Origin of the sequence: Streptomyces apricus, assembly GCF_008369065.1 — a bacterium.
GTDB classification, from domain to species: Bacteria; Actinomycetota; Actinomycetes; order Streptomycetales; family Streptomycetaceae; genus Streptomyces; species Streptomyces apricus.
In genome coordinates, this window is the sequence record NZ_VDFC01000013.1 from 1 (window position 1) to 21368 (window position 21368).

A 21368-nucleotide genomic window follows, 5' to 3' on the forward strand; every position below is an offset into this window, starting at 1 on the left:
GTACGGGCGGGCTCGACTGGGAGGTGCTGTGGCCGCCTCCGGAGCCGCTCCCGGGTCCCGAGGGCCCCAACGACGCGAGCGTCACCCTGCTCGTCCGGTCGGCCGGGCTGACGATGCTGATGCTCGGGGACCTCGAACCGTCGTCCCAGCAGGCGCTGTTGAGATCTCCGGCGGGTGCCGGGCTGGCGGCCGTGGACGTCCTGAAGGTGGCGCACCACGAATTCTTTGAAGCACATCTACTTGAGGGTTTCTGCGGCGGACTCATCGGATCGCCGGGTCCTGCGCAGGGCTTTGGATCAAACTGACCGCTCAAGGAAGAGGGAGGGGCCCATGAGCGTCAAGAAGGTTCTCACGATCACGTTGGAGATCGAGGTCAACGAGAAGGTCACCCGGCACAGCCGCGTGAACGAGACGTATCACCAAGTGGTTGAAGCCGCACTGGAGGCGGCTCGTGCTCATATGCCGACCGACAGCATCGAGCAGGTCACCACTCACGCCCGCTGGGAGTACAGGCACTGGGACCCGGACCCGATCACCTACCCGAAGGGCGAGGTTCCAGAGTTCGAGGAGATCGACGATGACGAGTTCGAGTGGCTGGACGAGGACTGACCGGACGAAGGCCCCAGCCGTCCTGAACCGGCTGGGGCCTTTCCTCTCGGATAAGGAGGGAGCTTCCTGGGCTACGGGACCGCTACTCGCGAGGAACTCTGGGGAGCTGGACGATCCGAGGCCGCTCTCCCGTCCGGTCCACGTTCCGCTCGTGTATGGAGAGCAGCTCCTGTACGCACTCCCGGCAGCCGTACAGAGGGGTCTCGCCCTCCTCGCTCACGATCTCGCCGAAGCGGGTGACCTGGATTCCCTTGCGGGTGCACCGGAAGCACGAGCCCAACTCGTACTCGTACGCCGCGATCAGGACGCCAAGGCGATCCCGGGAGACCGGCACGGGCCAGGGGTTCACGCCTCCTCCCGGCGCCGCCTCAGGCGCTCCTGGCGCGACACCGTGACCCTCAGCTTCGTGCCGTCCAGGACCGTCCACGTCTCGCCCCAGGTCCGGTTCGGAGGCCGTAGCTCGTACACACCGTTCTTGACGTCGGTGACGACCCCTTCCTTTTCCGCGACCTCGTCCCATACCTGGTCTCCCACCCACGGCTTCGGCTCTTCGGTCACCGGTCCTCCAGATGTCGTTCTCACGCCTTGTCCTTGGTGCTGAGCAGGGCCCACATCCCTTTGCCGTCGGTGGTGACGCCGGACTGGGAGGAGAGGGCGCTGACGATCAGGAAGCCGGGACCGTGGCTGTGGTGGATCTTCAGCTCCACCGAGCCGGCCGCCGTGAGCTGGGTACGCGAGTCCGCCGTGGAGAGTGTCATCTCGACCGTCTGCGTCCCGGTGGCGAGCACGGAGACGAACAGCTCGTTGGCGACCTGCGGGGCGTCTGGGTGTTCCAAGCGGGAACCCACCCACTGGCGGACTCGGTGGGCTTCGGCGGGGTGCGCCTTGAACTCCAGGCGCCATGATTGACCCGTTTCGGGCATGTCTATCCCCTGCCAGCCGCGACTTCCTGAGTACAGATAACTTTTATCTGTGCACAGATTGTCGGGCGGGTTGGCGCTGGTCAAGCGGGTCGGGGCAATATGTGTGCACAGAAAGCAGCGATCATTCGAAACGGTGGTAGGCCAGTGGCGCAGCCCGAGTACATGCGAATCGCCGCTGAGCTGCGTCGTCGTATCTCGTCCGGTGAGTTCGGGGCAGGCGACCAACTGCCGACCCTCCCCGCCCTCTCGTCGCACTATCGAGTGAGCGAGACGACGATCCGCAACGCCCTCGCGCTGCTGCGGAACGAGGGCTTGATCGAGACGCGGGCCAGGGCCGGGACCCGCGTACGCCAGACACCTCCCGTACACCGCATGGCGGCCGATCGGTACCGCAACAAGCCCGGTGCTCCGTCAACTCCGTACACCCGGGACCAGGGAATCGGCTGGAGCGAGTACCGCTTGGACAAGCGGTTCGAGCGAGTGGAGGCCACACCAGCCCTGGCGGCCCTCTTCGAGTGCGAGGTAGGAGAACGCCTGCTCGCCCGGCACTTCGTCTTCCACGACAATGAGCACCCCACCCAGATGAGCACTTCGTACGTGCGCTGGAGTGATGTGGAGGGAACTCCGGTCTCCGACCCGATCAACGAACCCTGGCCCGGTGGAACGAGGGCCCAGATGGGGTCTCTCGGTATCCGTGTCACGAGGATCACGGAGAGCTTCACGTCAGGGATGCCGACCGAACATGAGGCAGCGACGCTCCGGATCGGTGCGGGCGTACCGGTGCTGCGCTACACCCGGCGTCACATCGCCGACAACGGCCGGATCGTGGAGGTCGCCCACCCGATCGTGCGGAGGGGCGACACGACTGTGGTGGACTTCGTCATCGACCTTGAGGACTGAGCAGACCCTTCTGAAACCAGGGAGTTGAGCGGTACGCTGACCGCTCTGTCGAGCCTGTATGACCTGGAGGTCTGTATGGCTGATCAGCCCTTGAAGGCGCACTTCGTCGCCGATCCGATCGAACTTCCTGATGGCCGCAAGGTCCGCGTCAGTGCGTATCCGGACGGCAGCATCCGCTTCCGCGTGGACGGACTGCCGTACGTCCTGACCGAGGCGTACCTCAGCGGCAACCCCGAGAAGGACAAGGCGATCGTGAAGCTCTCGCCCGGCAAGCAGGGCAGCAACGCCGCGTACAACTACGTCGAAGAGCTGGAGAAGAGGAACCACAGCTAGACGCACGAAAGCGCCCCCGATCTCCATGTGGGAGATCAGGGGCGCTTGCCTGCGATGGCCTACGAGGCGGGCTCGTACTCCACGGTCTGCATCCCGCATCCCTCGGCGATGCCGTTGAGCGCCTCGCGTTCCCGGTCGTCGACCGTCAGCTCCCAGCGCAGCTTCGTGGCCACCCAGTCCGCTGCGTACGTGCAGCGGGCATCGGCCAGAGGCGGCAGCCAGTCGGCCGGGTCCTGATCGGCCTTCGACCGGTTCGTGCGGGCGGTCACCGCGACCAGAGAGCGTTCGGCGTCGAGGTCGTTGGCGTACGCCTCGCGGTGCTTGGCCGTCCAGGCGGAGGCGCCGGAGTCCCATGCCTCGGCGAGCGGCACCATGTGGTCGATGTCCAAGCCGCCTGGAGCGGTGAGCGTCACACCGTCGTAGTACGAGAACCACTCGCCAGAGGTGACCTTGCAGCCGGCCTCCACCGTCGGCTCGGTACGGGACTCGGCGATCAAGACCTCGGCGCGGGTGCTGCACGAGTCTCGGTCGGCGTCCACCCAGTGCTTGAAGCTGGTTCGCTTGTAGCCGTCACGGGATTCGACGCCTGGCACAAGAGAGTCCACTGCCGTCGCAAGCGGCAACGACACCGCTTGGGAGGCCCCTTCGGCGGCAGCGGGCGAGATGGTCAGGGGCAGGGCGAGCAGAGCGGTAGCCAGGACCGCGATCTTCGAGAACATGTCCTCGTTCTTAGCGACACCCGCAGACGTCCATCGAAGAACGGCGATCCCGTCACCCGGGCAGGGGAAATCGTCACACCGGCGCGCCGGGGACCTGCTTCAGCTTGGACATGACGAAGCGTCCCGGCCTCCATGAGGGAGACCGGGGCGCTCTCGCATCCCGCCAGATACGTCAGTTCAGCTCTTGGGGACCTTCAGCTTCGACCAGGAGGCGGGCCCCGGCGGCCACTTGGCGGCCGTGCCGGTGTATCCCAGCTTGCGCTGGAACTTCTCGTACGAGTCGACGTCGGCCTGGCCGAGCTTCGGGCCGGGACCCTCCTTGTACAGGCCGCAGCCCTCGGCCACGAGGCGCTTGCCCATCGCGGTGAAGATCGGGCTGGACTTGCCCAGGGCGGGCTTCGAGCCGTTCATGAAGAAGCGGGCGCCGGGGTACAGCTCCAATGCAGATTTCACCGTCAAGACGGTGAAATCTGGCCAGAAGCCGGGGTCCGTGTGGTCGTTCTCGGGGACCTGGGAGTGGGCGTACCAGCCGCTCCTGATCCGCCAGATCCGCTCGTCCCGCTTCCCCACGTAGTCCGAGGGCTTCCCCATTGGCCAGGAGTCGGCGACGCCCCAGGAGACCACCCAGGCGTGCAGCTCGTCCCATCCCTTGCACGGGGTGTCGGTCAGCTTCTCATACGTCTTCCCGCCGATACGACACCAAGGGAAGAAGAGGGCTTCGACCTGGAGGACGGCTGAGCCGGCCCGGTTGGTCCGGGTGCCGCCGGGGCCGTCCTTCAGGCACAGGGAGCGGGAGTTCGCCGGGAAGAACTGGGTGATCTTCCCGGTGAACGGGTCCCAGAGGAGATGGGGAGCGACGGCCCGGCCGGAGGGGTTCGAGCCGAAGTACGAGCGCAGGTTGGCGAAGGGGACGAGATCCTGGGGCTTGGCCTTGGTGGCCGACCTGTCCCAGGTGATGTGAGCCACCGCCTTGGCGGGTCCGCCGTCGGTCGGGGCGGTGTTGCCGATCGAGAGTCTCTCGGCGCCGGGCATCCAGAGGTCGGACACGGGATCTCCTCGGGGTGTGAGGGCATGAAGAAGCCCCCTGCGGCCGGGAGACCGAGGGGGCGGGCGAGGATGGCTCAGGCGGCCGTGGGCGGGTCCTTGGGGTGGTCCCGCAGGTACCCGACGTAGGAGAAGAAGCGGACCACCAGGAGACCGTCGATCGCGGCCAGGAGGCCGAGCGAGAGGGCGATGTCCCACCAGGCGTGCTCGGGACGGACACCGCGGATTCCCAGCAGCGCGAGGGACCGCGCGTACCAGAGGCCGACGATGATCACCCACCACGAGGCGTTGATCTCCACGGCTCGGAAGAAGCGCCGGGGCCGGTGCAGGACGAGGAAGCCGACCGAGGCCAGCAGGCCGACGATCAGCAGGACGTACAGGGTCAGGGCGTACAGCATGGGTCCCTCCTTACGGGCGGCCGTCATTGAGCCGGTCGAGGACGATGCCCTCGATCAAGTCGCTGTAGGCGTTCGCCCGGTTGTGGGCTCTGAGCTGCTCCTTCACCCGGTGGCTCTCGGTGAGCTTGGCCTCGGACTCGGGGTTCCGGGCCTGCGCTTCCTGGAGGGACTTCTCGGCGGCCCTCTTCGCGGTCTCCGACTCGGGAGACTCGTGGCTACGTCGGGTGAAGGGCCACATCAGGTGCTCCTGGGGGCGGTCTGGGGCCGGTGGCCGAATTCTTCGAGGAGCCGGACCATGGCCTGGCCCTGCTCGGTGGCGACTTCGGCACTGGCCTGAGCGGCGGCGAGCTGCTGACGCGTTGCCTGGTGGGCATCGCGTTCGGTCTCGTAGGCCGCGCGCCATCCGTCCTTATCGACGATGAGGTTGTTCATCGCCCACTTCGGGACAAGGACGCCGACAATCAGCAGGACGACGATCAGGCCGACGACGCCGTACTGGAGGAGCTGGCCGATCATCTTGCCGATGTCGGGCCCTGCGCCCGCCTCCTCGGCTGCTGCCAGGACCCAGATCAGGTCAGGTACCACGGGGACTCCTTGCGGATGTGCGCAGGAGGATCCGGCGCGATGGGGGCATGCGAAAGGCCCCGGCTCGGGGAGCCGGGGCAGGCGTATGCATCGATCAGGTGGAAGGAATCTCCGGCAAGCTGAGCCCGGCAGCCACGTACTCATCGACTCCGGCAAGGTTCAGTCCGCAAAGAGTGCACGAAAAGATGTCCAATTCGTTCTCTGTGTCTTCGTCTTGCGAGCGCAATATAGCCAGTGCTTTGTTGCCGCATGCGGGGCATGGAAACCAGCCCATAGGCGGGCCGGGTCTGCCAGTCTCTTTATGGATTCCGGCGGGGAACCATTCGCTGCGGAGATCCCTCAGTGGAGCCTGCACTCCCTCAAGGAGGTTACTCGGTAGGTTTCCGAACCGATCCTCGAAGCGATTTTTTGCCTGACGGATGCGTACCTGAACATCTCGCTGAACCTCATCCCTGTGCTTGTCGATAGCCACGTGGATGGCGCTCGACCAGCGGCCCCAGAACTGCTCGGTCGGCAGGAAAATGTCCTTTAGCAGAGTTCCGATGGTCTCTGCGAGCGAGGGTAGGAGCGATTTGGCTTCGTCGCCCACAGTCGTATGGGCGGTACCGTTGCGGAGTTCGATCAGCTTGTCGAGCTGAGGGCTCGGGAGAAGGACGCCCAGGCTGCGTAGCCGTTTGATGGCGTCCTTGGCGCCCACGGTTCGGATCCTGTCCGGGCTTATCTCTAGGTGGCCGCCGAAGTACAGCAATAGGTCAGGGTTCCCCTTGTTCATGTCCAAGAGGTACACGGGGTTCTTCTTGACCAGAGCGGCCTTGGCGAGCCTCTCCACGGCGACTCCGCCGTGGAGGGCGAACTCGTCGTACTCGCCACGCCCATGGTCGTCCATGGCTCTGTGGGCGGCCTTCTTGGCGCCTTCGAGGAAGCTCTCGAAGGAGAGCGAATCGTCCATGAAGGGACGGTAACCGCCCCTGTACTACAGGGCGATGGATTTAGCCGAGATCTTCAGAGCGCAACCTTCGGATGCTTGAGCGGATCAGCGAACTGGTTCAGCTCTTGGATCGATTCGAGACGTTGAGGCGGCCAGGCCGTTGTGTCCTGAGCTGGCCAGATTTGCCGGGCATACGGAGCGAAGCCCGCGAGGTTGATCTCGTAGGTGTAGCCGACAGGCCCCACACTCACCAGTTGCAGCACGGCGTAGCCGATCCGCAACGTCACGACTACTCCCCAGAGTTTGTGCTCCGTCCCGTCGGGCGTCTGGAAGCGTCCTTCTGATGGGATCGAGCGGTACTCGATGGGGCTCACGCCCGGCGGGTACTGAGGCGGAGCCATGTAGGCCGCGAAAACCCGCATCTGACTGCTTGGCTTGCGGGCTTGGAACAACTCCGTGTAGTGGACGGAGGGAAGGTTATGAACCGAGCGGTCCTGCATGAGTTGGCACATGAGAGCGGTTTTGAGTGTCCATGTGGCCAGTACCTCCTGGCTGCTTGGAGTGATTTCCGTCTTTGTGCCTTTGATCATGGGAAGAAGGGTGGCCTGAACCGCTCCTTCAAGCGCGCTCATCCATCCGCTGTTACACGTCGAGCACACAGCCTTGACCGTCGCAGTGAGAGCACGCCCGCGGTGCATACGATCTCCGCTCTCGGTCAGCGAGTGGATAGTGGCGCTACGCTCTCGATCTTCCTCTGGAAGACCGCTCGCCAACCAGCGAGGGAACACGTGCTCGTTGGTCAGGGGAGTACTACCGCAAAAGACACACGACCGGGCCATACAGGGAAGGTAGCGGGGCCGTGCTACAGGCACGATCGATTTGGTGACCCAGCCCTTGGACGAACCACACCCAGGAACTTCCGAGGGCCGGGGGCTTCGTTGCTCAGGCAGCCCGCGTGAGCTGGAGCATCGAGTTCGCGCGGACGATCGTGGCCGTGGCGTCCGAGGCGTTCTGAGCCCATCGGAACTGGACGTTGCCCGCAGTCGACGAGGTGACCACCGTGGCCCAGATCTGGAAGGCGACCTGGGTGGTGCTGCCCGGAGCCGAGTACACGTCCACGTCGGTGTTCAGACCGGAGGTGCCGGTCTGGTCGGCCCACCGCAGAACCGTTCCGGACGGGACGGTCCAGTCGAACTTGATGTCCCCCGTGGTCGAACCGGAGAAGATGCAGAGCAGGAACAGGCTGTACGTCGCGTTCGCGACCACCGGGAGGAAGAGGTGGGTGTCGTTGCCGAGCGTCGTGGTGGAGGTCTTCGACTGGTCGGCCGTCTTGCGGGCGTACTGGACCTGTCCCACGCCGGTGACCGACAGGCCGCCCGAGATGGCGAGAGAGCCCGAGACATTGAGCGGGCCGGCGAGGCCACTGATCGAGGTCAGCCCGGAGACGGAGCCGCCGTTCCCGGTGAACGCCAGACCGGTGTTGCTCAGCGTGGCGTATGACGGGTCGACGCCGCTCGTGGTCGAGACGTAGACGGCGCCGTTGGACACCTCGATCGACTGGGTAGGCGAGGTGGTGTTGATGCCCAGTCGCTTGTTCACCTCGTCGTACGCGGAGTTCGAGCCGAGAAGGATCTTCCCCTTCGTCGCGTTCGAGGTGGAGTTGAGCATCAGGTTCCCGCCGGAAGCCGTACCGCCCTGGACGGTCGCGCTTCGAGCGGTGCCGGTGACCGCGAGGTCGCCGGAGACCGTTCCGCCGGTGAGCGGGAGCTTCCCATCGGCGTACTGTTTCGTGGCGGCTCCGAGCGCTGTGGCCGGATCGGCATCAAGGATCAGGGACCCGATCATCGTGCCGCCGGACTTGTCGAGCTTGTCGATCCGCAGTTCGGCGATGGCGTCGCCAAGGTCTGTGGCCTGCATGAGGACTCGGCTGGGGGAGCCGAAGTCGACGTACACGGTCGTGACGCCTTCCGGCCCGTAGAACCCGATGATCGAGTTGGAGTCCGAGGTCACGGTGGTGCTGGGAGTGCCGCCGAAGTCGGTCAGGTCCGTGAGCTGGGTGCCGCCGCTCAGGGCGTCCCAAACGGTACCCACGGACCCCGGACGGAGCTTCATGTCCTCGCCCACCTGCTGAACGGTGACGTCAGAGGGGGAGAGACCGAAGAGATGACGAGCCACGGGGCCCTCCTTGATCAGTAGAGCCCAGGTCAGGCGATCTCGATCGTGCCGGTGATCGTCAGCACGTCATCGGTACGGATGTTGAAGGGGGAGTTGGTGAGGATGTTCCGGCTGTTGACGCTGGCGCTCGTGCCGGAGACCCCATCGGACAAGGGGACCCGGATACGGGCGATCTTGTTGGCGCCGTCGGTGGTCGGGAACGTCATCGCCGTGCCCACGAAGGACTCGCCGCCGTTGGCGGTCGCCTGGGTGTAGGCCACGGTGAAGAGGTCCCGGGTGGAACCCTGGGTGTTGAAGGGCAGCGTGACCCTGATCGGATCCGCGTAGGCCGGAGGGTTGCCCGCGGGCTGAAGCTGGATCTTGACCCAGTAGACGTTGCCCGCCAGGCGCTTGTACCGGCCCCGGTTGACGGAGCCCGCGCCCCAGTCGATGGTCGTGCCGCCCGCGTCCCAGACCGGCGTGTACGTCTTGGCGGCCATGCTCTCGGCGGATCCGAAGAAGTTCCAGGAGCTACCGTCACCCACGTAGATGTCCGTGCCGTTCAGGATCCGCACCTGTCCACGTACCGGGGGACGCGTGTCGGAGGAGTTCCCGAGGATGACGGGCCGGCCCACGAACCACCGGACGTCAACGACGCCGGACGGCGGCACGACGGATGCTCCTGCGGCCACGGTGACCTGCGCGAGCGGAAGCTCCCACGTGCCGTTCAAGGTCTGCGTCAGGGACGGGAAGCTCGTGCCGCCCGTTCGGTACTGAACGGACACGGTGTCGGTGGAGGGATCCCGGCGCAGGACGACGAGATCCTTCCGGGGCGTGAGACCACCGGAGTTGGTCGGGACGGAGACGTTCAGGGTGGCGTCATTTTTGTAGTACGTCCCCTGGATCCACGCTTCTCCGACGGCGACCGCGAGGGTGGAGGCGTTGGAGGCGGTCACACGGAGGTCGGTGTCTGCCTCACTGGCCGCGAAGATGCCGTCCACCTGGGCCATACGGAACATCGACGACCACTGATCCTCCGTGGTGATGCTGGAGGACCCGAAGGGAAAGCTGCTCTGGGTCATGTCGGCCTCTCTGCGCTAGGACGGCTTTCGCGTCTCCAAGCGCCTCAGCCGGGTGAAGATGCGGGCGATGTACTGGAACTGCCGGGCCAGGACGTCCTGGTTGTTCGTGGAGTCCGAGGAGCCGATGACGGCCTTGGCGGCGTATCCGCCCTGCGCGTCGAAGGCGATGTTGACCTCGCGGACCACATCCGCGATGAAGCCGTCCCGGACCTGGCACGAGACCTGATCGCCCACCGTGTAGTCGCGCCCGAACTGGAGGAGCGGTGTATCGATGGGCGTCATCGTCAGGCTGCCCTGGGCTGCACCGGAGGTGAGCGCTTCGTCGGCAGCCTGGGCCATCTGGGCCGCCAGGTCGGTGGCCGTGGAGTCAACGTCCGTCTTGTCCACGAACTGCTCGATCCACGGTCCGAGGAAGGCCGGGTCCGCTCGGGTCGTCACCGAGACCACGCGGGCGCTGGTGTTCCCTCCCGCCACGACGACGGCCTTGGTGCAGGTCGGGGCGGTGATGGAGTACGAGGCGTTCATGAGGTTGCCCAGGCCGAAGGAGAACTTCGCCGAGGCCGAGAGATCGGCCGGCTCGTAGACCTGGAACTGAAGGCTGCCGCTGGTCTGGACGATCCGAAAGCCCAGCCCGGCCGTCTTGGCGATGTCCTGGAGGACGGTCAGGAGGTTGTCGAACTGGTTGACCTGCCTGGTGATGCTCGGTCCGGCTCCGCTGTCGGGTGCGAGCGTCAGGCTGGCCACCTTGCGGGCGGTTTGGGCCCCCGGTCCGATGTTCAGGTTCACCAGAGCCCGCATGGCCGTCTCAGCCACGACTCCGGCGATCTTGTACACCGTGTTCGACTGGGACCCCGGGGCGGCCGTCGGGTTGGGCCAGCAAGTGGTTCCGGCCAGGAGGGTCATGTCGTCGACCCCGTTGACCGTGAGTGTGCCACTGCCGCCGTCGTTGTCCGACCGGGTCCAGTTCGGTTCCCGGATCGGGCCGGACATCAGCACGTTCGAGCCGCGCCGGATCACCAAGCCGTTGCCCGGAACGAGCAGTCCGGACTTGGGGGAGTCCGCGGCGATGCTCAGGACATACGCCCCGACTGCATTGAACCGCGGCGTGAGGGCCAGCGCGGTGAAGTCGTCGACCACCCCGATGATGTTCAGCCCCTCGTCCCGGACCTGAACGGTGACGCGTGGCTGGTTGAAGACCATCCCCACCTCCTACGCGGTCAGGAAGCGCGGCTGGTAGTCGAGCTGTACCACCGTGGTGCTGTCGGTGCCGACGAGGGCGAGCGACACGTCGTTCTCGCCGGGTTCCAGACCCCATAGATCAGATGCGGCACCGAGGTAGGGCCACCAGTTCGTCGAGCCGTTCAGAACGGCCGTCTGGACCCGCTCGCGGGTGTCAACGACCAAGGTGTCCGATGAGCTGAGAGAGGCTGTCACGGAGAAGCTCAGGCCCGTCGTGGCGTTCGTGACGACTGCTGATGTGAGGGGGCCGTGGATCGTCCAGACCGGGAAGCTCGTGGCGTCCCCGGGGTTGTCGATGACGGTGTCACCGAGAACCTGCGAGTCCTTCACGATGACGGGCAGGACGGGGAAGAAACTCCCGCTCGCCGCAGAGCCGTACTCCAGATGAACCGACTCACCGCGCCAGTACGGGCTGGGGCACGAGAACGTCAGACCGATCACCTGCCAGTGCAGGCCGGAGGTGTTCTCCCCGAAGTCGCCCTCCGCACCGCCGACGTAGTACGCCTCGATCGTCCGGAAGGAGCCGTCCGCCTCGGTGAGCGTCAGGGTGCCGAGCCCCAGAGAGGGGTTGAGCGTCCGAAGGAAGGACCGCTTGCGGGCTGTGAAGCCCGCCCGGTCCGTGTCGAAGACGGCGATCGGGAGGAAGACCTCGCGGGCCTGTGCCCGAAGCCCTCGCAGGGCGGTGCCGTCGATCTGCGGGGAGGAATCGGTGTAGAAGTCGTAACCGGGCAGGTCCATGCCCCTGACGCCGGGTTGGAGGAGCCAGCCGTTTCCCCAGTCGGACAGGAGTGTCGTACGCCCCCTGGCGTCCGTCCAGGAGAGGCTGGGCACCTCCAGCGGGGCGATCAGCGGTGGGTCGGTTCCTCCCGGGAGGTCCCCGGAGGGGCGTACGAAGATCGGCATCGCTGCCCCTCCGAGTTCCGGTCAAGAGACGATCTGAGGGCTGTACAGCGCCGCGTAATCGCGCAGCGCGTGCGTGACCGTCTCGCGGGTCGGCTTGTCCGTGACGGTGGCGTTGAAGGTCACGTGCGGTTGGACCCGCTCCTGGCGTGCAGCAGGGATCGGCATGATCTGAGGCGTGTTGGCCATCTGCTGAGCGATCCGCATCGACGCCTGGTGCGGATAGACCTGGGCTGGCCGCTTGAAGCGGACCAGCTCCGGGCCCTCCTCACCGACCCAGGACAGCTCGCCCGCGCTCGGGAAACCTCCCTTGGCGTATCCGCCGGGGCGGTTGTACGCCTTGGAGAGCGACCCGTACGCCGAGAGCGCGTACCGCATGGAGCTATACACGTTGGCGAGCGGGTCGATCGAGGTCCCGTACATGAACGGGCCCTTGTTCCGGTACTTCCCGGCATATGCCTGGAAGGTGGGCCGGATGACCTGCATGAGGCCGACGGACGGATAGCCCGCCTTGGCGTTGGAGTCCCAGAGGTTGACGGCCTTGGGATTGCCGCCACTCTCCTGGTTCATCCGCCTGAGCGTCGTGTTTACCAGGGACTGCGGCTGGTTGACCTCGCTCAGCGCTCGCCGGACCACACCGGCCCACTGAGCGACACCGGCACCCGGCTTGTACGAGACCGACCCGCCGCCCGTGAGGTACGGCATCGGGTCGACCGCCTTGCCGTTGACCCGGGCCTCCAAGTGGAGGTGCGGACCGGTGACGTTTCCGGTAGCTCCGACCTTGCCGATCGCCGAGCCGGCCGCCAGGTTCTCCTTGGACTTGGCCACGATCGCGGACATGTGCGCGTACAGCGACTGGAGGCCGCCACCGTGGTCCACGGTGAGGTGCTTGCCGTACGGCCCGCCGGTGCCGACGGAGGAGACCCGCCCGGCCGCCACGGCCTTGATCGCCGTGCCGACCGCCGCCGGGAAGTCCAGGCCCGTGTGACGGCCCGAGGACCACATGGAGCCCTTGACGCCGAACTTGGTGCCGTACGGCGCGTTCACGGGCTTCATCCAGGAGCCGGAGCCCCCGAACTCGGCCTCCTTGCCCCGGACGAAGTCGACGATCTTGTCCGCCAGGGTGACGGGGATCGCCTTGATCGCGTCGGCCCACTTCGGGTTCTGCAAGGACGGAACATTCAGCGTGCCGAGCAGGGCCTTGAACGCCTTCTCGGCGAGATCGGCCAGGCCGCCTCGGGCCCAGTCGACCCCCTTGCTGACGACATCCTTGACCTTGTCGGTCACCGGGTTGTCCGTGAGCTTGTCCCAGGCGTCGCCGAAGATGCCGCCACCGAAGAACGCCTGGTGGGGGATGCCCCGTGCGAGAACGGCCCGTACGCCCTGGACGCCGCCCTGACGAGCTGCGGCGTTCAGGGTGTCGATCCCGCTGCGCCCCATGACCTGGGTGACCTCGGGACGCATGATGGCCTCGCCGCCGGAGAGGTCGAGCACGCCGCCCGTGTGGGAGACGAAGCGGTGGACGTCCCGTCCCGGCGTGTAGCCGGGGAGGATGCCGCCCGAGGCGAAGCCCTTGGGGAGCTTCATCTCGCCGATCTTCCCGATGCCCGGGAGCTTGGCCGCCGTGGCGTTCCAGACCCCGACGATCCCCTTGTTGAAGACCGTCTCGATCATGAACTTCACGGGCTTCTTGGAGATGCCCTGGAGCCTGGACCAGACGTTCTCGATGCCTTGGATCGCCTTCGAGAAGAAGCCGATCACGGAGTCCTTGAAGTCCCGGACCTTGCCCCCGACGGCCTTGGCCATCGAGGTCGTCGTCCCGGAGACACCGGACCAGAGAGCGGACCACTTGTCGGAGGTCCAGCGCTTGGCGTCGTTGAACCGGTCACGGACCCCACGAGCGAAGCCCGACACCTTGTCGTTCACCGTACGGGCACCGCTGACGGCACGCCCGACGGTGTTGTCCCAGGTGGAGTTCCAGATCTCCTTGATCCACGCCTTGCCGGTGTTGAACCAGTCGCGGATCTTCCTGATCAGCTCGGGGACCGAGTGGCCGACGACCTTGTTGTAGAGCCACTGGAACTTCTGGGCGATCCACTCGGTGACGTGCCGGACCGCGTCGATGAAGGGCTGGAGCTTGCGCCCCATGTCCTTCACGAAGTCGACCAAGCCCTGAACGGCCGGGAGGACGATCCGCTTGATCGCCCAGACGGCCAGCCGGACCAGCAGGTCCGTCAGCTGAAGGATCGGTGGCAGCAGCGGCAGGATCGCCGGGAGCAGCACCACGAGGAGCTGGACGCCGAGCAGCATGATCTGAGGCAGCAACGGCGCGATGGCCAGCAGCAGATCACCCAGTGACTTGCCCACGCTGAGCAGCGGAGGGATCAGCTCGGGGATGACCGGGAGCAGCAGCTCCAGGACCTCCATGAACTGAGTGGCGCCCTCCTGCACGAGCGTCACGAGGACCGTGCCGAGCCCCTCCAGGATCGGCGTCAGGATCTGGCCCAGCGCATCCGCGAGCAGGGCGACCGTCGGGGCCAGCGCGACGATCAGAGCGCCGATGACCTCGAAGACCGGACCCAGCGGCCTTAGCGCCGTGGCCAGCAGCTCCCCGATCACGGGGATCAGGGGTGAGACGGCCACGAGGATGTCCCCGAGGACGCCCGCCAGGATGACCAGAACGGGGCCCAGAGCATCGATCACGGGCGTCAGGGCATCGCCCAGGGCCCGCACGAGGACCTCGACCGGAGGGCCGAGCTGCTCGAAGATCTGGCCGACGAACTTCAGGGCCGTACCGAGGAGCGGCGCCACCGTAGTGGCGAGCGTCCCCATCACGGAGAAGAGCGCCTTCAGCCCGGCCTGGACCTCGGGGCTTGAAGTGATCTCCGAGATGCTCCCGGTGATCTCCTTCAGGACCTGGATGGTCCCGCCGCCGGTGTCCTCCCCGGCCATGAAGATGTCGCCGAGGATGGACAGGACGTTCCCCGCGACGTCCATCAGATCGCCGAGCAGGCTGACCGCCTGGTCGATGGCCCGCTCCATGCCACCGGACTCGAACGCCTTGGTGAGCTTGGCGAAGACGCTGTCCGCCGCGCCGGCTGCGCCCTCCGTGATGCGCTGGAAGGCGGGCTGAGCGGCGACAGCCACCTGGCCGAAGCCGGTGACGAGCTGGGCCGGGATGCGGCTCAGCGGTGACAGGGACTTGGTGGCCCCATCGAAGATCTGCTTGAGCATCCCCGTACGGGCCAGGTTGTCGACGGCGGTCAGAGCGTTCTTGGCGACCCGATTCAGGAGGCCCGCGGTGCCCTCAAGGCCACCCCGAAGGATCGGGAGGACGCGAGAGCCCACGTCCGTCAGCCGACTGCCTATGCCGCCGAGAAGGCGGTCCTGCACGTCGAGCCGCAACGAGTCCCAAGCGGGCTTGAGGGCCGTCACGCCTTCGACCAAGGACCTCGCCTGAGGCGAGAGCTTGGCCATCGCCTCGGCGTACGCCTCTGGCGTCGTCGGGTTGAACGCCTGGCTGAAGGCGTCGGAGAGCCCAGCGGTGCCGACTCTGATGGCACCGATGACCGAGCCGACAGCGGCGACCGCCGGGAGCGCGAGGGCAGCCGCCGGGGCGATGGCGGCAACTGTGCTGACGACGGCTCCGACCGCAGGAGCGGCGGAGCCGAGGAGCGCGACCTTTGAGGCGAGCCCGGCCACCATGCCCAGGGCCGAGCCGGCCGCCGAGGTGATGCGGCCAAGAACTCCGGCCGCTCCTCGGTCGACGTCAACCCGGACGTTGCTCGTGCGGTCCTGCGCAAGCGCGTCCAGCCGGGCTCGCGCTGCTGCCTCGCCCTGGAGATTGACGTTGACGTCGACCTGCTGCGGGCGCACGAGGTTGGCGACTTGAGCCCGGTACGTCGCGATGGACGCCCGGTCGATCTGCATCAGAACCGGCAGAACGACCGGGCGGATCAGGTTCGCCACCTGGGCGCGGAAGCTCGCCAGGGACGGGCGGTCGATCTCGATGGGGACGGAGAAGGAGGAATTTTCGGCCCTGAGCCGCTGGGACAGCTCCTGCCCGAAGTGGCTGACGTCCGGGCTGACCCTCAGAGAGACCGTGCCGACAGGCGTTGTCACGACCGCCCCCTACTCAGTGGTGGTCGTGCCTCCCGTCTCCGGGAGCTGTTCGATGCCGCTGGGCAGGAGGCCGCGGTGGTCCGCCGGTGTTCCGTTGATCCAGCCGGTCTGCTCGATTGCCTGGCTTTCCAGGGCTCCGCTGGACCAGAGTTCGAGAAGGGCTTCCGCCTGGGCGTTGGCGTCCTCGTCCTCAGCTGTAGTCCTGGAGACGTATTCAGGACGCGGGTACGGGGTCATGCTCGGCGGCTGCTTGTTCGTCGCGCCGACGTAAGCCACCCCGTACTGGGCCTGGAGCATGTCGGCGATGAAGGCGAGGAGGTACTCCACATCGCCCCAGCGCTGTCCGTCCGTGATGCCACGGAGCTTGGCCTTGTACATCGAGTGGGACGGCAGGCCGTTCATCAAGACCCGGAGCCTGCGAAGGGTCATCTCGCCCCGGTAGAACCGGAGTAGGTCGCCCTCCGCCCCGTACTCGCTGATCAGCGACGCTTCGAGTTCTTCGGAGTGCTCCGCGACATGCGCGCGGAAGCTCGCCGTTCCCCCCGGTTCATCCCCGCTCGGCTGGTCTCATTGGCGATCTGGGTGATCTTCGTCATGACCGGGCGGAAGACGCCCATGGGCATGTCCAGGAAGCTCTGGACCAGCTCCATGTCCTGGTCAAAGACCTCCATGGCCCACGTGGGGATGTCCCCACCCTCAAGGGCACTCTGGCCCCTGACGCTCCACAGGTCCGGGTGGGGTACGGAGAACACGGTCCCGTCGGGACCACGGAAGCGATACGGCTGCTTGGTGGTCTCGCGCTTGGCGAGGTCGGCACCGGTGAAGTCGGCGTCCAGTTCGAGGTCGTCGACTTCGTCCTCCGGCTCCTCGTCGAAGTCCGGCTCGTCGTATTCGTCGCCGCGGTGACGAAGGTCGCGCTCGGTCATGGCTGTGCTCCTGAAGGGAAAGGGGGTGTGGTTCAGACGTGCTTGGACTGCTGGCCGGCTCAGGCCGGAACGACGAGGCCGCCCATCATGTAGCGGACCGACGTGCCGTCGGACGCGGTCAGAGCGGTGAAGGTCATCGGGTAGTTGACCGTCTCCGAGCCCTTGTAGGTCTTGTTGCCACGCTCAGTGACCTCGACGCGGGGGACGATGATCCGCGTAGCGAAGCCCCCGTCCACGATGTCCAGGAGCAGGGCCCGGACATCGGGCTCCGTGTTCTGGCCGATGGTGAACGAGGTGTAGGCCGTGTCACCCGTACCTGTGGTCGTCATGTCGTCGGTGGGCACCGAGTGGAACAGGCTGATCACATGCACGTTGCTCGACTGCATGAAGCTCAGCGCGAACGTGGTGGTCTTGGACGTGAGCTGGGTCCGGACGGGGGAGTCGTAGCCCCACGCCTTGAACTCCGAGCGCGCCTGATCGGTGGCCTCGGTGAGGCCGTCCTCGGTGACCTTGCCGAGGTCCATCCAGTCGTCCGGGTCGGGGACGGCTGTGAGGGTCGCGGGGGCCACGGCGCCGACGAGTCCGATGTACGCCTTGCCCGCGTATCCGACCCGGACGCCGTCATTGATGTCAGCCATGAGGGTCCTCCTTCGAGGTGTTGACCCGGGTCAGGCCCGGGAGAGAGTCGGTCACGCGGGGCGTACGCAGAGCCCGACGGTGAAGCCGATGCGGTAGACCTTGGGGTTCTCGTCCGGACGTCTACCGGGCCCGGAGATCTCGGAGCTGAACGTGACCAGCCCGCCGTCCCGCTGATCGCCGACCATGCCCTCCAGGGCCCCGCGAGCGCGGTTGGCCAGGGAATGCGAGAGGGCGGCGTCCGTGGACCACACGTCCACGTCGATCGAGGGCTCGTCCAGCGCCTTGCGCACACGCCAGGTGCCGCCGATCCGGGAGACCCGGACGATCGGGAGCAGCTCCTCGAAGGACCCCGCTTCCGGGGCCGTGGAGCAGACGAAGGCGTCCTCGCCGAAGTACTCGGCCAGGAAGTTCATCGCCATCAGCTCCGCGTCGGGGAAGACCGTGATGCTGATGGCCACGGCCGCCTCCTACTTCGCGGGAGCCTTCGCCTCGGCGGCCTTGCGGGACTGCTCGGTCTTCAGGGCCTTGGACTCGCCCGCGGGCTCCGGCTGGGTCGTCCCCTCCACGCGACGGACGAAGCCGTCGTTGACGCGGGTCTGGGCCTCCTGCTCGGAGCAGGCGTAGACCTCGCCCACCTCGTGGGCGGTGCCCTGCCGGTCCTTGTGCGGGAAGGAGACCTTCACCTGGACAGACATGCGTTTTCCTCTCGGAATCAGGGCTGGCCGCTGCTCCGCAGGGAGTCCAGGGTCCGGCCGAAGATGTGCTGGCCCGGCATGTGCCGGGTGCCGTGCTCGATGTGGGGCGCGTAGTCCAGCTCCGAGACGATCTCCGCCTCGTCGCCGTCCTTGCGGACCTCGATCGAGTCCCGGTATCGCCCGGTGTCGACCGGGGCGATGGAGCGGGCGAAGTCCCGCCCCTGCTCTGCGGTGTCCACCACGGCCTTGTGCACGGCCCGGTGACCGGTGAGGGCGCGGATAGCCGCCTCATCGAGCTGGATGTCCACGGATCACCCCCGGATGCGGGACGCGGTGAGCTGGATGTGGTTGAGCAGTGCGATGCCAGACCAGGGGAGCGGATCGCCGGTGACCTCCAGGGTCAGACCGTTCCACTCCAGGCGGTCCTTGAAGACCACCGCAGTGCCGGGCGGGAGCCGCACCACGTACGTGCTGACGACCTGGTTGCGGTTGTCGCGGTTCTCCGTGGAGACCGCGGGCTCCACCTGGCCCTGGATCGTGACCCGCTGGGCGGTGGTCCAGTCGGTCTCGGACGGTCCCCGGGGGTTCACGCTCGTCGGCTTCGTCACCACCGTGACCGCGTGCGGAGCGAAGAGGAGCGCCACGGCACCCCCTCAGCGCGTACGGGGGCGGATGGAGAGGAGCCCTCCGGTCCTCAGCACGCCGATGGCGTTCTCCGAGTACCTCGGGGTCCTGCCGGATCCCAAGGAGCCGCTCAGGGCGCGCGCGATGCTCAGGCCGCCCTGAGACATGGACGAGACGTTGGCGTTGGCCCCCGTCTCGTCTCCCGTCTCCTTGAGGTACTGCGCCTGATAGATCGTCGCCTTCGTGAGGAAGCCGAAGACCTCGGGAGATGCAGGGGCGCCCTCGGCGTCGACCTCGTACACGGCGAACTGGATCAGCTCAGCGATCTGGTCCGAAGCCGTGTCGAGCAGTCTGCGGGCGTGAGCCGGCGCAGGCTCGGGGGTCAAGAACGCGGCGAACTCCTGCTCCGTCGCGTACGCCATGTCGGCCTACTGGACCTTGAGGTTGCGGAAGACGGCCGCTGCCTTCGTGGCCTTGAGGACCACAGCGATCGGCCCCATCTCGACCTCGCCCTTCTTCACGGCACCAGCGGTGGTGAAGTCCGGGAGGTACGTGGAGACGATCTGGCCGCCCACGGTGCTGACGCCGTGGAAGCCGTCCAGGCCCATGCGGACCGCGTACAGATCGGTGAGCCCCGAGACGGCGCTGTTGCCCGTCTGGGCCACCGAGACGGCCGGAGAGGTACCACCGGTCAGGGAGGCGCCTGAGGCGGTCACGCCGACCGACAAGCCCGCGAGGTTACCGGTGAAGGTGAGGGTCTTCACGGTCGTGCCGGAGACGGTCGCGTTGCCGGTGCCCACGTTGGAGAGGCCGGTGATGGCGCTCTGCACGGTGGAGGCATTGGCGTTGTACGCGATCCCCGAGGTGGTCTGGGTGCTGCCGCCGACGGTGACGCTCACCGTGTATGTGCCGCCCGTGGGGGACCCGGTGACCTCCAGGGTCCAGGTCGAGCTGTCCGGGTCCCGGGTCTCGATCGGGATGATCGGGGCCGAGGAGCCCGGCTTCTCGCCGGGGTCGACGAAGACGATGTTGCCGTACGACTCGCGCACGATCGGTCGGCCGCCGGGGCCGAGGAGTCCGTCCACGGGACTCTGGACGTACTGGCCGGCGCGACGGGCGAGCGCACGCACACGGGCCAGGGCGGTCTTGTTGCCAAGGACCATGGTCGGAGAACCGTCGAGCATCGACAGCCACTCGTCCAGGACGTCCAGCGCCTTCTGCTCGGCGCGAGGGTCAGTGTCGAAGTCGGACCAGTTCGTGGTCTGAGTGGCGCGGAACTCCGTGCTGGAGCCCCGGAGCGCCTTGTCGAGGCCGTCGAAACCGTTCTCCGCGTCGGCGTCCTCGTCGCCATCCACGTCACCGTTGATCACGGCGTCCTGAAAGCGGGTCCTGGTCGCCTTGATCTTCTGCGCCATGTTCAGCGCGACAGCACCGGACGCCGTCGGGCCGATCTTGGCGATGACGCGGTCCACCTCGAAGCTGCCACCGAGGACGGCCAGGTCAACGGTGTAGCGCTGGGTCTGGACGTCGCTGGGCGTGTACTCGGTGTTGAGCGCACGGAAAGCCGCGCTGGGCTGGGTGACGAGCCGACGGTAGCCGTACGTCAGGGTCGCGCCGCCACCGGCGGGGTTCACCACGTCGTCGAAAGTGAGCGCGTCGAGGATGGCGCTCTCCTTGCGGAACTCGTCGATGACCTGGACGTCGATGTCGTCCGTGGCGTTGTTCTTCGCCTCGTTGAGGGTGACGGGCATGGGTTCTTCCTTTGATCAGTTGCCGCGCATCCGTGCTGCCACGGCGTCGGCGAGGTTCGTGGGCTTACGGGCTCCTTCGCCGCGCCCGGACATCTCCGTCCCGCTGCGGGCGGGAGGGGGGATCGGGTGGAGCCGGTGGATTTGGTGGGTGGGGCGGGTAGCGGGAAGGTCGCTTTGTTTTGTACCGTGGTGGAACAAAGTGGTTCCCGTCCGTTCTCCCTGACCGGCGGGCGGGGCCACCTTGTCCCTCCGGGCCGGCTCCCGGAGGCTCTTCCTCACGTCTTTGGAGCATGCCGATGGCCCCGACCGTGCTGACCGCCCGTGCCCTGCTGCTGGACATGGACGGCACCCTCGTCAACTCGGACGCCGTCGTGGAGCGGGTGTGGCGGCGCTGGGCCGACCGGCACGGGCTCGACGGGGACGAGGTCATGAAGGTCGTCCACGGGCGGCAGGGGTACGCGTCGATGGCCGTGCTGCTGCCCGGCCGGCCCATGGAGCAGAACCACGCGGACAACGCGCGGATGCTGGCCGAGGAGACGGCGGACATGGACGGGGTCGTGGCGATCGAGGGGGCGGGGGAGTTCCTGGAGTCGCTGCGGGTGCAGGGGGTGCCGCACGCGCTGGTCACGTCCGCGGACGTGGCGCTGAGTACGGCCCGTATGGGGGCTGCGGGGCTCTCGATGCCCGAGCTGCGGATCACGGCGGAGTCTGTGGGGGCGAGCAAGCCGGATCCCGAGGGGTTTTTGAAGGGGGCGGCCGAGCTGGGGGTCGCGCCCGAGGAGTGCGTGGTGTTCGAG

The 21368-nt window shown here is 66.8% G+C and carries 28 protein-coding genes and 1 pseudogene; 5 read left to right on the top strand and 24 right to left on the bottom strand.

Going from position 1 to position 21368, the window contains the following annotated elements; genetic code table 11:
• Both FGF04_RS04505 and FGF04_RS04510 read left to right on the top strand, forming a co-directional pair.
• Positions 1-305, top strand: a pseudogene (locus tag FGF04_RS04505) (hypothetical protein); the annotation flags it as partial.
• A gap of 25 nt (positions 306-330) precedes the next feature.
• On the top strand, positions 331-609 hold the full coding sequence (locus FGF04_RS04510; protein WP_149509905.1) for a hypothetical protein: 279 nt from the start codon (positions 331-333) through the stop codon (positions 607-609).
• An 82-nt stretch (positions 610-691) separates the two neighbouring features.
• Here the strand turns inward: FGF04_RS04510 and FGF04_RS04515 are convergent, their stop codons facing one another.
• The 3 genes from FGF04_RS04515 to FGF04_RS04525 are packed head-to-tail and all read right to left on the bottom strand — an operon-like array spanning position 692 to position 1532.
• The gene (locus tag FGF04_RS04515) at positions 692-958 is read right to left on the bottom strand and encodes a hypothetical protein (protein ID WP_149509906.1); all 267 of its coding nucleotides are present in this window, start codon (positions 956-958) and stop codon (positions 692-694) included.
• Positions 955-1167 carry a hypothetical protein gene (locus tag FGF04_RS04520; RefSeq protein ID WP_149509907.1) on the bottom strand — a complete coding sequence of 71 codons (213 nt, stop codon included), beginning with the start codon at positions 1165-1167 and terminating at the stop codon, positions 955-957. The genes FGF04_RS04515 and FGF04_RS04520 overlap by 4 nt, the downstream gene beginning before the upstream one ends.
• A 20-nt stretch (positions 1168-1187) precedes the next feature.
• Entirely contained in the window at positions 1188-1532 is a 345-nt protein-coding gene (locus tag FGF04_RS04525) for a hypothetical protein (protein ID WP_149509908.1), read from the bottom strand.
• Positions 1533-1694: 162 nt separating this feature from the next.
• Between FGF04_RS04525 and FGF04_RS04530 the strand changes: the two genes are divergently transcribed.
• Positions 1695-2432: a GntR family transcriptional regulator gene (locus tag FGF04_RS04530; protein WP_235882191.1), complete on the top strand. Its 738-nt coding sequence runs from the start codon at positions 1695-1697 to the stop codon at positions 2430-2432.
• A gap of 75 nt (positions 2433-2507) precedes the next feature.
• Entirely contained in the window at positions 2508-2765 is a 258-nt protein-coding gene (locus FGF04_RS04535; RefSeq protein ID WP_149509910.1) for a hypothetical protein, read from the top strand.
• A 59-nt stretch (positions 2766-2824) separates the two neighbouring features.
• Here the strand turns inward: FGF04_RS04535 and FGF04_RS04540 are convergent, their stop codons facing one another.
• The 21 genes from FGF04_RS04540 to FGF04_RS40885 all read right to left on the bottom strand — a co-directional run bounded on the left by FGF04_RS04540 (position 2825) and on the right by FGF04_RS40885 (position 20571).
• Complete coding sequence (locus tag FGF04_RS04540) at positions 2825-3484, bottom strand: HNH endonuclease family protein (RefSeq protein ID WP_149509911.1); 660 nt, start codon at positions 3482-3484, stop codon at positions 2825-2827.
• A gap of 177 nt (positions 3485-3661) precedes the next feature.
• Positions 3662-4531, bottom strand: a complete 870-nt coding sequence (locus FGF04_RS40880) for a peptidoglycan-binding protein (RefSeq protein ID WP_235882192.1) — start codon at positions 4529-4531, stop codon at positions 3662-3664.
• A 74-nt stretch (positions 4532-4605) separates the two neighbouring features.
• A complete protein-coding gene (locus tag FGF04_RS04550) occupies positions 4606-4926 on the bottom strand; it encodes a hypothetical protein (RefSeq protein WP_149509912.1) in 321 nt (106 codons plus the stop codon).
• Positions 4927-4936: 10 nt separating this feature from the next.
• The gene (locus FGF04_RS04555) at positions 4937-5164 is read right to left on the bottom strand and encodes a DUF7620 family protein (protein ID WP_149509913.1); all 228 of its coding nucleotides are present in this window, start codon (positions 5162-5164) and stop codon (positions 4937-4939) included.
• Positions 5164-5511 (bottom strand): hypothetical protein, encoded by a 348-nt coding sequence (locus FGF04_RS04560; protein ID WP_149509914.1) that lies wholly within the window; start codon positions 5509-5511, stop codon positions 5164-5166. Before FGF04_RS04560 ends, FGF04_RS04555 begins: the two co-directional genes overlap by 1 nt.
• A gap of 94 nt (positions 5512-5605) precedes the next feature.
• Complete coding sequence (locus FGF04_RS04565; RefSeq protein WP_149509915.1) at positions 5606-6460, bottom strand: hypothetical protein; 855 nt, start codon at positions 6458-6460, stop codon at positions 5606-5608.
• 53 nt (positions 6461-6513) lie between these two features.
• Positions 6514-7071 carry a hypothetical protein gene (locus tag FGF04_RS04570; RefSeq protein WP_149509916.1) on the bottom strand — a complete coding sequence of 186 codons (558 nt, stop codon included), beginning with the start codon at positions 7069-7071 and terminating at the stop codon, positions 6514-6516.
• A gap of 310 nt (positions 7072-7381) precedes the next feature.
• Positions 7382-8614 carry a hypothetical protein gene (locus FGF04_RS04575; RefSeq protein ID WP_149509917.1) on the bottom strand — a complete coding sequence of 411 codons (1233 nt, stop codon included), beginning with the start codon at positions 8612-8614 and terminating at the stop codon, positions 7382-7384.
• A gap of 29 nt (positions 8615-8643) precedes the next feature.
• A complete protein-coding gene (locus FGF04_RS04580; RefSeq protein WP_149509918.1) occupies positions 8644-9675 on the bottom strand; it encodes a hypothetical protein in 1032 nt (343 codons plus the stop codon).
• A 15-nt stretch (positions 9676-9690) separates the two neighbouring features.
• A complete protein-coding gene (locus FGF04_RS04585; RefSeq protein WP_149509919.1) occupies positions 9691-10875 on the bottom strand; it encodes a siphovirus ReqiPepy6 Gp37-like family protein in 1185 nt (394 codons plus the stop codon).
• A gap of 9 nt (positions 10876-10884) precedes the next feature.
• A complete protein-coding gene (locus tag FGF04_RS04590) occupies positions 10885-11817 on the bottom strand; it encodes a phage distal tail protein (protein ID WP_149509920.1) in 933 nt (310 codons plus the stop codon).
• A gap of 21 nt (positions 11818-11838) precedes the next feature.
• Positions 11839-15936, bottom strand: coding sequence for a peptidoglycan DD-metalloendopeptidase family protein (locus FGF04_RS04595; protein WP_149509921.1), 4098 nt, complete (start codon positions 15934-15936; stop codon positions 11839-11841).
• A gap of 9 nt (positions 15937-15945) precedes the next feature.
• Positions 15946-16365 (bottom strand): hypothetical protein, encoded by a 420-nt coding sequence (locus FGF04_RS04600; protein WP_149509922.1) that lies wholly within the window; start codon positions 16363-16365, stop codon positions 15946-15948.
• A gap of 50 nt (positions 16366-16415) precedes the next feature.
• A complete protein-coding gene (locus FGF04_RS04605; RefSeq protein ID WP_149509923.1) occupies positions 16416-16862 on the bottom strand; it encodes a hypothetical protein in 447 nt (148 codons plus the stop codon).
• Positions 16863-16921: 59 nt separating this feature from the next.
• Positions 16922-17500: a phage tail tube protein gene (locus FGF04_RS04610; protein ID WP_149509924.1), complete on the bottom strand. Its 579-nt coding sequence runs from the start codon at positions 17498-17500 to the stop codon at positions 16922-16924.
• A gap of 51 nt (positions 17501-17551) precedes the next feature.
• Complete coding sequence (locus FGF04_RS04615) at positions 17552-17959, bottom strand: phage tail termination protein (RefSeq protein ID WP_149509925.1); 408 nt, start codon at positions 17957-17959, stop codon at positions 17552-17554.
• Between the two features lie 9 nt (positions 17960-17968).
• Positions 17969-18196, bottom strand: a complete 228-nt coding sequence (locus FGF04_RS04620) for a hypothetical protein (RefSeq protein WP_149509926.1) — start codon at positions 18194-18196, stop codon at positions 17969-17971.
• 17 nt (positions 18197-18213) lie between these two features.
• Positions 18214-18504, bottom strand: a complete 291-nt coding sequence (locus FGF04_RS04625; RefSeq protein ID WP_149509927.1) for an HK97 gp10 family phage protein — start codon at positions 18502-18504, stop codon at positions 18214-18216.
• A gap of 3 nt (positions 18505-18507) precedes the next feature.
• The gene (locus FGF04_RS04630; RefSeq protein WP_149509928.1) at positions 18508-18840 is read right to left on the bottom strand and encodes a hypothetical protein; all 333 of its coding nucleotides are present in this window, start codon (positions 18838-18840) and stop codon (positions 18508-18510) included.
• A gap of 9 nt (positions 18841-18849) precedes the next feature.
• Positions 18850-19242 carry a hypothetical protein gene (locus tag FGF04_RS04635; RefSeq protein ID WP_149509929.1) on the bottom strand — a complete coding sequence of 131 codons (393 nt, stop codon included), beginning with the start codon at positions 19240-19242 and terminating at the stop codon, positions 18850-18852.
• 6 nt (positions 19243-19248) lie between these two features.
• Positions 19249-20571, bottom strand: a complete 1323-nt coding sequence (locus FGF04_RS40885) for a major capsid protein (protein WP_235882193.1) — start codon at positions 20569-20571, stop codon at positions 19249-19251.
• Between the two features lie 290 nt (positions 20572-20861).
• On the opposite strand from FGF04_RS40885, the gene FGF04_RS04655 reads away from it, so the two are divergent.
• A partial coding sequence (locus FGF04_RS04655; RefSeq protein ID WP_149509930.1) for an HAD family hydrolase occupies positions 20862-21368 on the top strand: 507 nt, incomplete at its 3' end.

What these genes read in the sequence shown, in the direction of transcription:
- FGF04_RS04590 (WP_149509920.1), bottom strand. Translation starts at nt 11,817, where the DNA reads ATGCCGATCTTCGTACGCCCCTCCGGGGACCTCCCGGGAGGAACCGAC.
- FGF04_RS04570 (WP_149509916.1), bottom strand. Translation starts at nt 7,071, where the DNA reads ATGAGCGCGCTTGAAGGAGCGGTTCAGGCCACCCTTCTTCCCATGATC.
- FGF04_RS04600 (WP_149509922.1), bottom strand. Translation starts at nt 16,365, where the DNA reads ATGACCCTTCGCAGGCTCCGGGTCTTGATGAACGGCCTGCCGTCCCAC.
- FGF04_RS04540 (WP_149509911.1), bottom strand. Translation starts at nt 3,484, where the DNA reads ATGTTCTCGAAGATCGCGGTCCTGGCTACCGCTCTGCTCGCCCTGCCC.
- FGF04_RS04635 (WP_149509929.1), bottom strand. Translation starts at nt 19,242, where the DNA reads ATGGCGTACGCGACGGAGCAGGAGTTCGCCGCGTTCTTGACCCCCGAG.
- FGF04_RS04530 (WP_235882191.1), top strand. Translation starts at nt 1,695, where the DNA reads ATGCGAATCGCCGCTGAGCTGCGTCGTCGTATCTCGTCCGGTGAGTTC.
- FGF04_RS04580 (WP_149509918.1), bottom strand. Translation starts at nt 9,675, where the DNA reads ATGACCCAGAGCAGCTTTCCCTTCGGGTCCTCCAGCATCACCACGGAG.
- FGF04_RS40885 (WP_235882193.1), bottom strand. Translation starts at nt 20,571, where the DNA reads ATGCCCGTCACCCTCAACGAGGCGAAGAACAACGCCACGGACGACATC.
- FGF04_RS04535 (WP_149509910.1), top strand. Translation starts at nt 2,508, where the DNA reads ATGGCTGATCAGCCCTTGAAGGCGCACTTCGTCGCCGATCCGATCGAA.
- FGF04_RS04620 (WP_149509926.1), bottom strand. Translation starts at nt 18,196, where the DNA reads ATGTCTGTCCAGGTGAAGGTCTCCTTCCCGCACAAGGACCGGCAGGGC.
- FGF04_RS04585 (WP_149509919.1), bottom strand. Translation starts at nt 10,875, where the DNA reads ATGGTCTTCAACCAGCCACGCGTCACCGTTCAGGTCCGGGACGAGGGG.
- FGF04_RS04525 (WP_149509908.1), bottom strand. Translation starts at nt 1,532, where the DNA reads ATGCCCGAAACGGGTCAATCATGGCGCCTGGAGTTCAAGGCGCACCCC.
- FGF04_RS04510 (WP_149509905.1), top strand. Translation starts at nt 331, where the DNA reads ATGAGCGTCAAGAAGGTTCTCACGATCACGTTGGAGATCGAGGTCAAC.
- FGF04_RS04550 (WP_149509912.1), bottom strand. Translation starts at nt 4,926, where the DNA reads ATGCTGTACGCCCTGACCCTGTACGTCCTGCTGATCGTCGGCCTGCTG.
- FGF04_RS04565 (WP_149509915.1), bottom strand. Translation starts at nt 6,460, where the DNA reads ATGGACGATTCGCTCTCCTTCGAGAGCTTCCTCGAAGGCGCCAAGAAG.
- FGF04_RS04605 (WP_149509923.1), bottom strand. Translation starts at nt 16,862, where the DNA reads ATGACCGAGCGCGACCTTCGTCACCGCGGCGACGAATACGACGAGCCG.
- FGF04_RS04555 (WP_149509913.1), bottom strand. Translation starts at nt 5,164, where the DNA reads ATGTGGCCCTTCACCCGACGTAGCCACGAGTCTCCCGAGTCGGAGACC.
- FGF04_RS04610 (WP_149509924.1), bottom strand. Translation starts at nt 17,500, where the DNA reads ATGGCTGACATCAATGACGGCGTCCGGGTCGGATACGCGGGCAAGGCG.